General features: G+C 63.0%; 12 protein-coding genes. All 12 read right to left on the bottom strand.

Going from position 1 to position 14,289, the window contains the following annotated elements:
• Positions 1 to 16 precede the first annotated feature (16 nt).
• Complete coding sequence (locus tag J3P92_RS16240; protein ID WP_434606708.1) at positions 17 to 811, bottom strand: ChbG/HpnK family deacetylase; 795 nt, start codon at positions 809 to 811, stop codon at positions 17 to 19.
• The gene (locus tag J3P92_RS16235) at positions 783 to 1,958 is read right to left on the bottom strand and encodes a GNAT family N-acetyltransferase (protein ID WP_434606705.1); all 1,176 of its coding nucleotides are present in this window, start codon (positions 1,956 to 1,958) and stop codon (positions 783 to 785) included. Before J3P92_RS16235 ends, J3P92_RS16240 begins: the two co-directional genes overlap by 29 nt.
• 5 nt (positions 1,959 to 1,963) lie before the next feature.
• The gene (locus J3P92_RS16230; RefSeq protein ID WP_434648259.1) at positions 1,964 to 2,653 is read right to left on the bottom strand and encodes an N-acetyltransferase; all 690 of its coding nucleotides are present in this window, start codon (positions 2,651 to 2,653) and stop codon (positions 1,964 to 1,966) included.
• Positions 2,650 to 4,545 carry a hypothetical protein gene (locus J3P92_RS16225; protein WP_434648256.1) on the bottom strand — a complete coding sequence of 632 codons (1,896 nt, stop codon included), beginning with the start codon at positions 4,543 to 4,545 and terminating at the stop codon, positions 2,650 to 2,652. Before J3P92_RS16225 ends, J3P92_RS16230 begins: the two co-directional genes overlap by 4 nt.
• Before the next feature lie 227 nt (positions 4,546 to 4,772).
• The gene (locus tag J3P92_RS16220) at positions 4,773 to 6,077 is read right to left on the bottom strand and encodes a lipopolysaccharide biosynthesis protein (protein WP_434648253.1); all 1,305 of its coding nucleotides are present in this window, start codon (positions 6,075 to 6,077) and stop codon (positions 4,773 to 4,775) included.
• The gene (locus tag J3P92_RS16215; protein ID WP_420765788.1) at positions 6,074 to 7,078 is read right to left on the bottom strand and encodes a polysaccharide deacetylase family protein; all 1,005 of its coding nucleotides are present in this window, start codon (positions 7,076 to 7,078) and stop codon (positions 6,074 to 6,076) included. The genes J3P92_RS16220 and J3P92_RS16215 overlap by 4 nt, the downstream gene beginning before the upstream one ends.
• A 12-nt stretch (positions 7,079 to 7,090) precedes the next feature.
• Positions 7,091 to 8,227 (bottom strand): glycosyltransferase family 2 protein, encoded by a 1,137-nt coding sequence (locus tag J3P92_RS16210; RefSeq protein ID WP_434648251.1) that lies wholly within the window; start codon positions 8,225 to 8,227, stop codon positions 7,091 to 7,093.
• Entirely contained in the window at positions 8,220 to 9,179 is a 960-nt protein-coding gene (locus tag J3P92_RS16205; protein WP_420765790.1) for a glycosyltransferase, read from the bottom strand. The genes J3P92_RS16210 and J3P92_RS16205 overlap by 8 nt, the downstream gene beginning before the upstream one ends.
• Positions 9,176 to 10,546: an O-antigen ligase family protein gene (locus J3P92_RS16200; RefSeq protein ID WP_434606692.1), complete on the bottom strand. Its 1,371-nt coding sequence runs from the start codon at positions 10,544 to 10,546 to the stop codon at positions 9,176 to 9,178. The genes J3P92_RS16205 and J3P92_RS16200 overlap by 4 nt, the downstream gene beginning before the upstream one ends.
• Positions 10,543 to 11,646 (bottom strand): glycosyltransferase family 4 protein, encoded by a 1,104-nt coding sequence (locus J3P92_RS16195; protein ID WP_420765792.1) that lies wholly within the window; start codon positions 11,644 to 11,646, stop codon positions 10,543 to 10,545. Before J3P92_RS16195 ends, J3P92_RS16200 begins: the two co-directional genes overlap by 4 nt.
• Complete coding sequence (locus tag J3P92_RS16190) at positions 11,643 to 13,235, bottom strand: GumC family protein (RefSeq protein ID WP_420765793.1); 1,593 nt, start codon at positions 13,233 to 13,235, stop codon at positions 11,643 to 11,645. The genes J3P92_RS16195 and J3P92_RS16190 overlap by 4 nt, the downstream gene beginning before the upstream one ends.
• Positions 13,236 to 13,251: 16 nt before the next feature.
• Positions 13,252 to 14,274, bottom strand: coding sequence for a polysaccharide biosynthesis/export family protein (locus tag J3P92_RS16185; protein ID WP_420765794.1), 1,023 nt, complete (start codon positions 14,272 to 14,274; stop codon positions 13,252 to 13,254).
• Between the last annotated feature and the right edge of the window lie 15 nt (positions 14,275 to 14,289).

The raw sequence follows: 14,289 nt of genomic DNA, 5'->3' as shown, positions 1-14,289 counted from the left end.
CTCGCCACGTGCCCCTTCAGTGCACATCCCCAAATTCAACCAGCGCCAACCTGCGGCCATTCCCGCCATACCCGACCTTTGGCACCCCCGCCAGGCGCCGCTGAAGCACTTGGGTCAATGAATTGCCAGGCGCCAGGCTGGCATCGCCAAAATCCCCGTCCAGTTCCAGTGGATGGACAATCACTTCCAGCGAGCCATGGACCGGCGGTGCGGCGTGGTGCAGGTCCGCCGGGGTGCAGACGTAATCGGCGGTTGCGCCGCAGAGCTGGCGCAGACGATGGTTGAGCAGCGTCTTGAAGATGCGCTTGGGCACGCTCAGGTTGGGGCCGAGGTTGCGTGCTAGGCGCATAGGCACGCCTTGTCGCGCTGCGAAGCGTGCCACCAGTTCTCCGACGGGCCAGATGTTATGCACGTGTTGATGCGAGTCCAGGTGGCTGGGGCGCAGGCCGCGGTCCAGGCAATGCTGCCATTGCGCCTGAAGTTCTGCTTGCACCGCTGCCAGATCGGCCGCTCCCAAGTGCAGGCAGTAGCGTGACAGGTTGAGGTCGAATTCGCCGTTGGCATTGCAAAACCTCCGTCGCGCCCTGATTGCCTGGCTTAGTGGCGGTCCGTAGCTGAGATTGAAATGCAACCCGATGCGTCCTTCAAGCAACGGGTGCCGGGACAGTTCACAGGCCTGGTCGAAGGCCGGCATGTTGGCCATGGCGGTGGCGGAGCTGATGACGCCTGCTTCGAACGCCCGCAGGATCAGTTCGTTTTCACTGAGGCTGAGTCCGAAATCGTCAGCGTTGATGATCACTTGGCGAGGCATGTGTGTTTTCCTGGCGCTTGGAAGAGGACGAGGCCGTCGTCGCGGTCGGTCTGGCCCGGCGCTTGCCTAGCCAAGGCTTCAGGCTTTTCCATAGCCGCAAGGCGAATCCCATGAGCAGGCCATCGGGCTGCCAGGAATAAAAACTCCAACGCCAATGTTCCAGTTGTCCGGTCATACGTTCGTGCAGTTGATGGCTCGAATTTTCCAGGCTGACCCGTGAAGCGTCGATCCACCGCCAGTTGTCGTCCAGCCCCCAGCGAATCCATTCCTCGAGTAATACGCGGCCGCTGCCCAGGTCGGCGTGCTGCGGCAGGAACGCCAGGTTGTAGTCATATAGTCGCCCTTGATCCAACAGGCCCAGGCGATAGCTGATGCATTCGCCGTTCAGCTCCAGCGTCACCACCCGCACCAGGCCTTGGGCGGCGAGGGCGGTGAAGGCATGGTTCATCCATTGCCGACGCCTGGGGTCGGCGAAGATGCCGACGCCTTCCTCGCCTTTCCAGCTGGCGGCCTCCACCTCGGCAAGGGTCCGCAGCAGCGGCCCCATGCCGATGGCGTCCGGCGTGATGCGGCGAATCTGTGCACCACACGCGGCGATTCGCTTGCGCGCCCGGCGCAACTTGTAGCGTGGGTCGCCGGAAATTTCCTGGTGATCGCTGGCACTGATCAAGTGCACCGGAACCCGGCAACTGAGCCGCCGCTCCCCGGTGGAGCTCATCGCCATCCATGCACTGAGCACGCTTTGCTCGCCCACCGGCTCGACCACTTCGTTCAATTGCAGCAGCGCATGCGGTAAATACTGGCGGATCTGCGTCAGCGCCTGGCCCATGCCGTCGGCGTCCAGGCGCGCCAGTAAGGCGATACGGTCGGCCAAGGGGTAACCCAGGTGATGCAAGACCCGGAACCGCAGGCCGCCGACACGCTCCTGTCCGCTGATCAATGGCAGGCACAGCAGCAGGTCCTGGTCCTGCCAGCCCAGCAGAACATGCAACTGCTGGTCGGGCAACAGCGCGAACTCCGATGCTTGCAGCCAGGCCAAGGTGTTGAACGGCGTTGCGTCGGTCACCTGTGCGCGCAGCTGTTCAAAAGCCGTTACAGGGAAATCCGCCGCGCTCAGAGAGCCATACCATTGGAACCGGATCGCCATGAGCATCAAGCCGTCGCAGTCGATGCAACCGGCCGAGCCGGTTTACGGAAGGCGTCCAGTACCGAGCCGGTGTAGAACGTATCGCGGAAAAACCGAAAGCGTCCAAACAGGCAGTACACATGGGTGATCTGCCCACGCTCCACGAACTCCATGCGTATATGCATCTTGATCGCCGGGGTGTTTTCCAGGTCGCAGACATCGACCATCTTGTTGCACCCCTGGTCAGCCATGACTTTCCAAACGTCCGCCTGGACATCCGCCGACAGCTGCGAACCCCAGTAGGCACGGGTCATCTCTCCACCGAACTGAAAGTATTCACCGGGCTTGACCGGAAACCAGCAGCGATAGAAGTGGCGATCGAAATAGTCTCGCGTGCTCGCCCAGGCAAACCCCACGGTATTGCCCTTGTCATCCAGGTACATGAACCCTGTATAGCCTTCGGCTGCCAACTCGCGCATGGTTTCGACACGGTCGCCGAAATGCGTGGCGAAGGCATCGGCATTGCTGACGGTGATGAACTCCCGGCGCACCGGTGGGTAGGGCCGCAGGTTATGCGGTTTGAGCGGGATCCTTACATCGTGTTCGAGCCATACCAGTCGCGAATGGAAGAACACGAAGCGGCGTACCAGCAGTTTGATAACCGAGCGCAAGCCTTTTTTCCGAATGCGATCGCGCAATTTTTGCAGAGCTTTCATGGTGCCTCCTGACGGGTGGCGGGTTGAGGAAAAACAGAGGCCGTCCAACTCAGGGCGAACACGGTTTCACCTGGCAAAAGGAAACCGAGTTGGCCGGCTTTGCATTCGAATGGAACGTTGCGGCTGATGTTGTCCGGGCCGAAATAAACCAGGGCAGCGCCGGGCTGCGGACAGGTCATGCCGTCGAGGCTGACTTGATGGGCCCGGACGCTTTTGTTCACGCCAAGCAGGCTGCGCTCCAGGCCGTTGGCCATGGCCAGTGCATCGACCTCAAACGCATCGTTGTCCATGCGCAGCACCTGGCCGAGCCAATGCTGTTGGATGAATTGCTGGACCAACCCCACCGGCTTGAGCTCGAAGCGTTGGTTGTCCAGTATCCGCACCATGCCCTTGGGGTACTCCGGTTCGTCGGCGGACATGAACCAGTTGAGCATGTCCAGCCAGCCGTCGGCCGAGGCGTTGATGGCCACCGACGTCCACCACAGGGCGGCGTAATGGGTTTCCTGGTCGTAAGGGCTGAGGCTTGATCCGCTGGACATATTCGTCTGGTCCAGCAGCAAGGCTTTGCGCGGCCGGTCCTGGTTGTCCAATCCCACCAGGTTGGCGGCCCGACGAACACTGTTGCGATAGACGCGGGTCGCCAGCAGGTCGCGGATCATCCATTCATGCCAGGCCAGGGCGTCGATCTGGGCGCTCGATGTTTCCAGCAGCCGTCGTGCCCAGTCGATGCCACGTTTGTCTGCGGCGTTCTCGGCCAATGGACCGTTGGTGAACCGCGAACTGGCCGGTATGGCGATGCGGACGCCGGCGCGGCTGTTGGCAGGGTTGGCGCGGACCTGGGCGGACAGGCTTTGGAACACCTGCTGGAAACTGTCGAAGTCGGGATAGTTGAGGTTCGGCTCATCGGCAAAGCTGAGATAGTGGATGCCTTTGCCGCCCAGGGCGCGGGTCGATTCGAGCCAGGCTTGCAGGCCGTTGCCGCTGGTCCGGTCGGCTTGCAGATCGGCCCTGCGCTGGCTGCCAGCGAGCAGAGTGATGTCTTGGGTGATGCCAAAGCGATCCTGGTACAGACGTCGAAACGCGTCCTCATGATCGGCCTTGGCCGCCGTGACATCGACGAGGCTGTAATAGCTGGCCGCCCGGGGGTTCAGCGCATCGAGCACGGCGTAGCTGGAGGGCGGAGGCAGTACGTAGGGCAGGGACATCCCCAGCTTTGGAGTCGTGCCGAGTACATCGGCGTGAAGCGTCAGGTGGGTTCGCCCCGGATCCTGGCGCAGCGGCTGCAGTTGCGCCGGGTCCTGGGCGAACAGGTTGGCGGTGCCGTCCAGCCAGAACGCTGCCTTGCCGTTGCCTTGCAGATGCAGGCGCCAGACCTGGTCCGCGTCCGCCACCGGCAGGGCCACTGTGTCGAATTGCCAATAGGCCCGGTAGGGCTTGAGGTTCAGTTGCACCTGCTTGCCATCGGCAACGCGCCGGGCTTGCAGCGCACGCACGCCGCCGTGGAATTTGCCGGCCAGCACAGCCTGTTCGCCGGCTGCGACTTTGAAATAAAGCTCATCACCATCGTGTGTTTCCGAGCTGAAGTGCACTTTGGCCGGGGCGAACAGCGCGCGGGTGCGGGCATCGTGTTCGACCGTATAGCGCCGGAAACTGTAGCCGGGGATCTCCAACCGATAGCTGGCCGCCCCGGGCAACAGCGGCCATTGCTGCTCGCCGCGCACTTGGGCAGCCTTGACCAGGCGCTCACCCACTAACCGGCCTTGGCCGTTGAGCAGATACAGGTGTTCGGTATTGGCCTCGGCCTGCCAGGCCGGAACCCAGCGGACGGTCACTTGGTCCGGGCGATCGGTTTGCAGATACAGGCTGCCGTCGCGGATGTTGGTCCAGTGCATGGACGCGCCATGGGCCGAGGTGGCCAATACCAGAAGACATAGACCCGCGGCCATTTTCCTCTGTGGGAGCCAGCCTTCTCGCGAAGAGGCGGTTAGCTTCATCATCACAGCAAGCTGACCCACCGCCATCGCGAGCAAGCTCGCTCCCACAGGGGAACTCGGCTGGACGCAACCGGCGCCTGTGGGAGCGAGCTTGCTCGCGATGGCGGTCTGGCGGGCGACGATATTCACGCGGATTTCCCCAACAACATCTGGCGCATCGGCAGCAAATCGCTGGGCAGGATGATCAGTGTCTGCCACAGCGCCACACCGCTGAGACGGCAGTACATCGTCAGCAGCGCCAGGGTCACGCCCAGGTAAGCGATCGAGGAAGCGGCGGCAGCGCCGACGATGCCGTAGCGCGGGATCAGGATCAGGTTCAGGGCCAGATTCAGCAGCGCGCCCACGCCCATCAGCAGTGAAACGGTGCCGGGACGGTTCTTGCCCAGCAGGTCCAGGCGCAAGATGCTGGCGTAGCACAGGCCGAACAATCCCGGCAGCAACGCCAACAGCGCCGGGTACGCCGGTTGATAGGCGGTGCCGAACAGGGTGATGATCAGCCATTCGCCAATCAGCGCCATGCCCAGGCAGGCACCAAGCATCACCGTAGCAGTCAGGCGCAAGGCCAGCGGGGTCAGGCGCTGCATGTCGGTGTCTTGCTGGAGCAGGCGTTTCATCAGCGGCGTGGTGACCGCTTCGGGCACGATCAGCAGCAGTTCGGCCGCGGCGCTGGCCATGGCGTAGTGACCCAGCGCCGTGCTGCCCAGCAATGCGCCAATGAACAAAAAATCCGAGCGCAGCATCACTTGTTGGAACAACAGGTCCGGATGACTACGGGCGCCATAACGCAACAGTTCGTTCTGGCCGGTGCGATCCCAGCGCAGGGTGACCACATGATCGCGCCGCAACCACATCCAGCCGGCCAGCACCACCAGGCTCAGGCCCGCCAGCCAACTGATCAGCGCCGCCTCCAGCGCCGTGTCTTGCCACATCCAGAACAGCGCTACAAACAGCAGCAACGGCGCCAGGGATTCCATCAGTCGCAGCGCATTGAACGCGCCTACGCCGCCGGAAGCATTGTGCAATGTCAGCAGGCCGCTCTTGAGCACCGTCAGGGGGACGGCCAGCAACAGCAGCCAAGCCAGCAATCCCAGCTGCGCGGTGATGTCCAGCTCAGCGCCGAACTCACGCGCCAGCGCCACCACCAACAGTGTCAGCAACCCGGCCAGCAGACACCCGAAAACCCACACCTGGCAAAGCAACAGACCCATGGAGCGCTGCTGCGCCGCCTGGTAACCCACCGCGGAATTGAGGCCTCCACTGGTGGCGGCGCTGATCAGGTCGGGCAGGGTGCTGAGCAGCGCGAACAGTCCGCGTTCGCTGGGCCCCAGGATTCGTGCCAGCAACACATTGCGCAACAGCCGCAGGCCGATCATCGCCAGGCGCGTGCCCATGCTTAGCGCCAAATGCTTGAGATAGTGTGCACGGCTCATGGACGGGCTCCTCGGCGAATGCGCCAGGCGAGCAATTCAGGGTGATGGGCGTTGCGCTGGCTGACGCCGAAACGCGGCAGGTTCAACGGGTCGCCGTCGTGGCGATACAGCCCGGCCTCGGTGCCCAGGGCGAACGGAAAACCGTGGGCCGCCACCTGCTCGCGTACGCGCACATCATTGTCACCGTTGGGGTAGCAATACACCGGCAGCGGCTGGGCGCAGCCATTTTCCAGCGCGGTCCAACTGCGGGTCAGTTCTTCATGCAGGCGCTGATCGTCCAGCCCGGTCAGAATCGCGTGGCTGGCGCCATGGGGGCCGAAACGAATCAGCCCGGAATCTTCGAGCATGCGCACCTGGGGCCAATCCAGCGCCTGGGGTTGCGAGCCTTGCGGGCAGGCTTCGGTGAGATCGCTCAAAGTGCTTGGTTCGAGCGTCTTGAGGCTTTGCAGGTAATGCAGCAGCGCCAGGCTGCGGCGCTCGTCGTCGATGTCGTCGAGCAGCACCGGCAACGGCCGGCCGACGTGCTGCAAGTGCTCGATCAGCGAATGCCGCGCCACTTGCCCGTGGCTGCCCCACAGGGTTTCGCCGATGCTTTCCCACCAGAAATGCTGGCGACTGCCGACGAAATCGGTGGACAGGAAAATACTCGCCGGCACCTGGTACTGACGCAGCAGGGGAAAGGCGTTCATGGCGTTGTCACGCCAGCCATCATCGAACGTCAGGGCCACCCGAGGACGGTCCGGAACGCTTTCCGGGTCGGCCAGCAGCAAGGTCATCAAGGGCACGCATTCAAAATGCCGTTGCAACCAGATCAACAGGTGTTCGAACGCTTCGGGCCCCACGCACAGTTCATTGCGGTGGGGCAGCTCGGCGGCGCGGTCGTTGTTCAATACCCGGTGCAACATCAGGATGACGCCGGCGCCACGCAATGGATGGCGACCCATGGACGTGTTCAGGTACAGCCAGCCGCCGGTGCGCTTGAAAACATGTTTGATCGACATCGGCCACACTCCTTAGCGGTTTTGGTCGGGATTCCATTGGCTGTAGCGCTGGCCTCGCAGGAATTGCCAGAGCCCGATGCTCATGCCGGCCAGTGTTACCAGCACGAACGCGGCCAACCGAAATGGCCGAGGCAAGCGGTGGCCTGCGTCGAGCAAGCCGATCAGCGCTGTGGCATAACCGAGCAGTTGCGCCACCAGCGTCAGGCGATAGAACGGATGGTCATTCCACAGCCAGGCGTTGCTCAGCAGCAACGGCAACAGCAGCACCGGCGCCAGGCGGCGGATCAATTTGTGGCTGATCAGGCCAATGGCGTAGAGCCCATGGCGCAGCGGGTTGAGCAGTTCCCGGCGCTGGGCCAGGCTCTGCAATCCGCCGACAGTGACGCGCTGACGACGACGAAACTGCTTGTCGGCTTCGTCCACGCCCTGGTCGGTCACCCGCGCTTTGGGTGCATAAACAATGGATTTGCCGGCTGCCGGCGCGCAGGTGCTTAGGAAAAAATCATCGTTGACCTGGGCCGGAATCGGCTGGAACAAAGCCCTGCGCAAGGCCAGCAAGGCGCCGTCGGCCGAGACCATGCAGCCGGTGCGGCTTTCCACCCGGCGCAGCCACCCTTCGTAGTGCCGATACAGACTGTCGCCGAGGCTCAGGCCCTTGCCGGGCACGGGGATGACCATGTGCCCGGCACAGGCGCCGACTTCAGGATCGCCCAGCGGCGCCAGCAGGTGGCCGAGGGTGTCGTGGGCCCATTGGTTGTCGGCATCGGTGAACACCAGGATCTCGCCGTAGCTATGGGCCACGCCGGTATTGAGGGCGGCGGCCTTGCCCTGGCGTGGCAGGTCGAGCACGGTGATGCGTGAGTCGCCGATTTTGCGCGCACAGGCCACCGTCTCGTCGGTGGAACCGTCGCTGGCCAGGATGATTTGCAGCGAGCGTGCCGGATAATCCTGGGCCAACAGCGTGCGCAATTTCGCTTCGATGTGCCGTGCCTCGTTGTGGGCGGCGATGACAATGCTGACGTCCATCGGCAGGGGCTTGCCATAGCGCCGTAGCGGAAACAACGGTGTCAGCAAGGTCAACAGCACGGGGTAGCCGAGGTAGGCGTACACCGGCAGCAACAGGCAAGACCAATAGATGAATTCAGCCACGGGCGGGTCTCCTGACGTTCCATTGAAAAAGATTGAGCAGCAACGCGGCACCGGTCAGGTGCAGGCGCACCCCGTGCAAGGCCCACAGTTGCAACGCCAGGCGCGGGTCGCGCTGGCTCTGGCGCAGGCTGAGAAACAAGGCCGGCAATGTGCTGATGAACAGTAGCGTCAACCCCAGGCGCACCTGGCCCTGGAGCAGGGCGGTGAGCGCCAGCAGATCCAGGCCCCAGGCGCCAACGGACAAGGCGGGAAAGCGCAGCAAGCGCAGGCTCGGCCCATGGCTGCGCAGCAACTGCCAATGGCTGCCCTGGCGCCACAGCTCCTTGCTCATCCATTCGCGCCAGCTGCCTTCGTAACCCCAATGCAGGGCCAGGCTTTCGTTCACCAGCAACAACTGCGCACCGGCTTGGCGCAAGCGCAGGGAAAAATCCTTGTCTTCACCGGTACGCAGGGTCTCGTCGAAGCCGCCGACCTGTTCGAACCAACGGCGGCGCATCAACAGATTGGCGCTGGGCAGCCACTGCACTCGATGCAGCGGACGGGCGCCCGGACGTTGGCTGCGGCGTTGCCAGGCCTGGGCGAACCAAGGCGCGTGTCGGGGCGTGTCCAGGTCCAGTCCCAACACATCGCCCTGACGGCCCTCCATTTCGACCAACAATTTGAGCCAGTCGGCGGGCATTTCCATGTCGGCGTCGATGAATGCCAGCCACTCACCGCTGGCAACCGCCGCGCCACGGTTGCGCAAGGCGCCGATGTGGACGCCGGGCACAATCAGCACCCGGGCGCCCAGTTCATTGGCGATGCGCGGCCCATGATCGTCCGAGCCGTTGTCGACCACGATCAGTTCGCATTCCAGTTGCGCCTGGCGAGCAGCTTGCTGCGCGGCCAGCAGGGTGCGGCCGATGTGGCGGGCCTCGTTGAACATCGGGATGACGATACTGACGCGGCTCATGGGCGGGCCTCCCGTGGCGCGGATTGTTCGGCGTCGTAGCGCAACACACTGGTCAAGGCGAGCATGATCCACAGCAACTTGTGGTTCGGCGCGCTGAGAAACATCAGGAACAAGGCCAGCGCCAGGAAACTCATCCCCAAATGTGTGAGCAGGTCGGCCTGTGCCCAGTCCCGACGCTGGAGCCAGAGTTGGCGCGCGCGCACCAGGTTGTAGAGGCCAAGACCGATCATGCCGACAAACATCAACCCGCCCGGTACGCCGATCTCGCTGAATATTTCCAGGTAGGTGTTGTGAGCGCGACGGTACAGGTCGCCCAGTTTGCGGTTGGCCGAGAAGGCCTTGGCATAACCGGTCGGCGCGTAGTGCAGGGGAAACGTCCCGGGCCCTGAACCGAGGATGGGGTTCTCGCGGATCATCTGGCTGCCCACCAGGATGTAGGAGGCGCGGCGGCCCAGGGATTCATCCTTGTGAGCGCTGGCGCCGGCGCTGAGGATGCTCAACGATTGGATGCGTGCCACGTAGCCGGCGGGCATCACCGCGATCGCCAGGGGAATTATCAGGGCCAGCCCGAGCATGGCGAAGCCCAGGTGCCGTGGACGAATCCGCGGTAGCTGCGCGCGGTAGTGGTACAAGCCGATCATCAGGCTGAGCAGCAACACCACCAGCCCGGAACGCGATTCAGTCTTGGTCATGCCGCCCAGCAGCAGGATGAAACCGCCGCCCCAGAACAGCCGGTGCAACAGGTTCGGGCTGCGCAGTACCAGCAACAAGGCCAGCGGTATGGTGAACGCGATCAGCAGCGCAAAGGAGTTCGGGTCTTCCAGCAGTCCGGACGCGCGGCCCTGGTCCTGGTATTTGGCCGAGAACATCGCGAGTACGCACGTGGTGGACACGCTCACGGTCATCAAGCGGGCAAACAGGTCCAGGTTCAGCTCGCGTCCGATCAACAAGGTGATCACGAACAGAATCAGCCCTACCGTCAGTTCCCGCAGATGGGTCTGGGACAGGTCCATGTTTTCCGACAGCAGCAGGCTCAGGCCATACAGCGCCATGAAGCCGACCAGCGGCTTCCAGATATTGCTGCGCAGGCGCGTCGCCGGAATCTGGTGCAGGGCCAGTTGCAGTGCCAGGATCAGAATCAGCGCCAGGCCAAAGAACTTGCTGCCCGACAATCCGTTTTCCTTGAACAGCCCTTCGAATGGCACCAGCGCGGCGATGCCCAGCAGGCCCCAGCCGGGCTTGCGGTACAGCACGGCGACGCCGACCAGGCCGAACACCGCGCCGGGCGCCAGGAACGGATAAGGACTGGCCAGCAATGCCAGGCAGACCAGCCCCAGCAAACTGATGATCGAGAGCGGGACGATCATGGTCGAGCCTCCCGTGCCGTGCGGATATAAAGTTGCGACCAGCGTTCGGCCAGCGTGCGCAGGTCGTAGCGGTCGCGTTGGGTGCGCCGGGCGTTGTCGGCGAGGATCCGCGCCAGGGGCGGTTCGCTGAACAGCGTTTCGATCTGGCGGGCCAATTCGTCGCTGTCGGCCGGCGTGGCCAGCAGGCCGTTGTGGCGGTCCTGCAGGATGTCGGGAATGCCGCCGACGCCAAACGCCACCACCGGCACCCCGGCTTGCATGGCTTCGAGCAGGATCATCGGCGTGCCTTCGGTGCGTGAGCTGATCACCAAAGCGTCGAGGCGGCTCCACCAATCATTCATGTCGGTTTGATAACCGGGCAACTCGATGCGCGTCGGCAACCCCGCGTCGGCGATGCGCTTGAGCAGCGGCTGGCGTTCCGGACCGTCGCCGAGCATGACCGCATGCAGCGAACCATGGCGCTGGCAGAGCGGGATCATCGCGTCGAGGAACAGGTCAGGGCCTTTCTCGCTGCTCAAGCGACCCACGTACCCGACCCGCCAGCGCTGCCTGTCGTCACGATGGGGCAGCGGTGTCGTGACGGCCGGCAAACCGTTGGGAATGACGTCGAGCTTGTCCGCCTTGACGCTGGCCTTGCGGTGCAATGCCGCGATGCTTTCGGCGACGCAGACCACGCGCTTGACCGGCGCGGTGCGGCACAGTTGCAGGCTCAACCAGGTGTAGAAACGCTGCTTGGTGCTGCGCGGCGTGAAGCCGTGCTGGGTAATCACCAGGGGCAGGCGCAACAGCGTGGCCGCGGCCCAGCCGAACAGCAAGCCTTTGAAGTTGTGGGTGTTGATCAGCGGCCGGTCCGCGCGACGTTGCCGCAGATGCTGCAACAATTCGCCCAAGCTGGCGCAGTGTCGGCAATCCACCCCGGCCTGGCGAAACCGCGTGATCAAGGTCGGCGGCGCCGCCAGGAACAGCACTTGGTGCTGCCCCGGTGTCGCCAGGCAATGATCGAGCAGCATCCGCTCGGCCCCATAGAAGCCGCCGCTGTCGAGCAGATGAATGATCGACAGGGGGCTGCTGCGGTGGGACGGGCCGAACGGCGCGTTCAATTTTTCACCCAATGGACAAGGCTTGGCAGGCTCCAGTTGCGGTGCGGATTGACCTGTTCGGGCGACTGCTCATTGATCACCAGCAAGACCGGCAGGTCCAGTTGCTGGCTGATTTGCGCAGGATGCTTGAAGCGATGGTCGAAGAACTCACGCACGTAGACCAGAGCGATCGCCAGCAGCAGGCCGCAGAACAAGCCGAACGGGATAATCAGCATCGGCTTGGGGAATACCGCGGCGGTGGGTTCGAACGGGGGGCTCAGGACACGGGCGTTGGACAGGTCATTGTCCAGCGAGCGCGCGGAACTGGCTTCGGCGAACCGTTGGGCATAGGTGGAGAACGCCGCGTGGAGTGCGTTGATCTCGGTGTCCATCTGCCGCAGCTTGCTCTGGGTTTCCTGTAACTGGTGGATGCGTTCCTTGAAGGCCGCGATGCGCTCGACCTTCTGGTTGATCACCGAGCTGACGACGGCCAGGTCGGTGGTGCGTTCCTGGATGCGGTTGTTCACCACTTTGAGGAACTGCTGGCGTGTGCGCATGATCTGTTCGCGGGCCAGCAGCATTGGTTCGCTGCTGGGCTGGAAGATCGCCAGGTCGTTCATGTAGCGGCTGACCTGGCTGGTCAGCTGCTCACCCAGTTGCCTGATTTCCCGGTCCTCGAAAGCGATGTTGTCCACGGTCGTGGTGAAGGTGAACGGGAACGTGTAGTCGTTGAACCGCGAGCTGTTCGCCGCTGCCAGGCTGGTCTTGAGGTAATCGAGCCAGCGTTGGCTTTGCAGCAGGCGATCCTGGTACAGGTTCAGGGCCTGTTCTTCGGTATTGATGGCGTTCAGGCGAAACGTGATTTCTTCCTTGGGATCGGAGGAACCGACGCCTTCGAGCAGGCCGAGCCGGGTGCCTTCCAGACCGTCGAGGCGCGTCTGGTATTGGACTTTTTTCTGCTCGTAGAAGGTCTGGGGCAATTCGATCGATTGCAGGTCCTGGCGGCCGGTGAGGTAGTTTTCCAGCAGCTGCGCGACGAACCGGGTGCCCTGGGCGGGATCGCCGAAGCTGTAGATGATGGAGATGACGTTCGAGCCGGGCAGGGTCTCGATTTTCAGGTTCGCGATGGCCTCGTCGGTGAGGGTATCGAGCATCGTGTCGCGTACCGGATCGACTTCCAGCCCGAGGCCGTCGCGCAGCGGATTGATGACGTATTCACGCAGTGGCTGGGTGATGTAGCGCTTGAGCGGTTCGCTCACCCATTTATTGAGGGCCCCTGGGCTCGGGGTGTATTCACCCTGGTCGCGCAGGGTCTTGATGGTTTCGCGAATCAACGCCGGTGAGCGCAGGATGTTGCTCTCGGTTTCCATGTCCGCCAGGGACGGCGGAATGAAAGTCGCGTTTTCCTGGTTCAACGAGGTAGTGGCGTCGCCTTGGGAGAGTTTTTTCGACTGGACGATCACTTGGGCGGTGATGTCGAAACTCTGCTTGAGCATCAACGGCAACACCAGAGCGATCACGGCGAAAACCAGGAAGACGCGCTTCACCCACTGCTTGTTGGCGAAGAAGATCCTGAAAAACTCGTGCAGATAATTTTCCTTGGGGTTCATGTCGGTCACCTGAGTCTCAGTTGTCGCTGCCTTTGTTGTCGACGCGGTAGCCGAAGCTCAACCCCGTGCCCTGGAACAGCACCACATCGGCCAATTGCCTGGCCAGTTCACCGGCACTTGCAAGCTTGGTCTTGGGCACGAACAGCATGTCTTCCGGTTGCAGATAGGCGATCTGCGACGCGTCGCCGCTCAAGGCTTTCTCCACGTCGTAGTGGCGGGCTTCGACCTGATTGCCGTTGCGGCGCATGATCACCACGGAGTCGAGCCGGGCCTTGACGTTCGTGCCCCTGGCCAGTGTCAGGGCCTCGAGTACCGAGATTGGCCGGCGGATCGGGTAGGAGCCGGGCTGGGCCACTTCGCCGAGGACATAGATTTCGTTGCCGGCGGTGGACTTGAGCAGCACGTCCACCGTCATGTGGCCGGGCAGTTGGGCGTAGCGCTCGTTGAGGAAAGTCTCCAGCTGGCTGACGGTCATGCCTTGCAAAGGCACGGCGCCAATTTCCGGGAAGCTGGCGTAGCCATCCCTGCCCACGGTGATTTCCCGGCTCATGCCCGTGCCAGGGTGAGTCAGGGTGTTGCGCAGCTTCGTCTCGCCGGAGAGCGGGCTCGTCACCAGTACGGTCAATTGGTTGCGATTGGGCTGGAACAACATCTTCTGGTCATAGGCGCGCTGCACCGCCAGGCGCGCCTCGTCGGTGGTCAGGCCGCCGACTTTCACCGAGGTGTTGGCGCCCGGCAGTTCGATACTGCCGTCGGGCATCACCTGTTGCGTGCCGTTGAGCTGGCTGGCGGCGGTGAAGTTCAGGGCAACCTGGTCGCCAGGCTGCACGCGATAAGCCTGGGAAGAGGTGGTGCCGATGTGGAATATCACGTCCAGCACATCCTGGGGCCGCAAGGTCTGCTCGACCTTGGGCATGTCGGTGGCCTGGGCATTGGCCGGCGCCGCGGTGAGGATCTGCACCGGCATCGAGCGGGTATCGGTGTTGCTGGAGCAACCGGCAAGCGGCAGCAACAGCAGGACAAGCATTCTAGCGTTCATCTCGTCATCCTTTTG

It is taken from the genome of Pseudomonas sp. D3-27 (genome assembly GCF_051132165.1).
Taxonomy (GTDB): Bacteria; Pseudomonadota; Gammaproteobacteria; order Pseudomonadales; family Pseudomonadaceae; genus Aquipseudomonas.
This window is presented reverse-complemented; position numbering and strand designations above follow the sequence as displayed.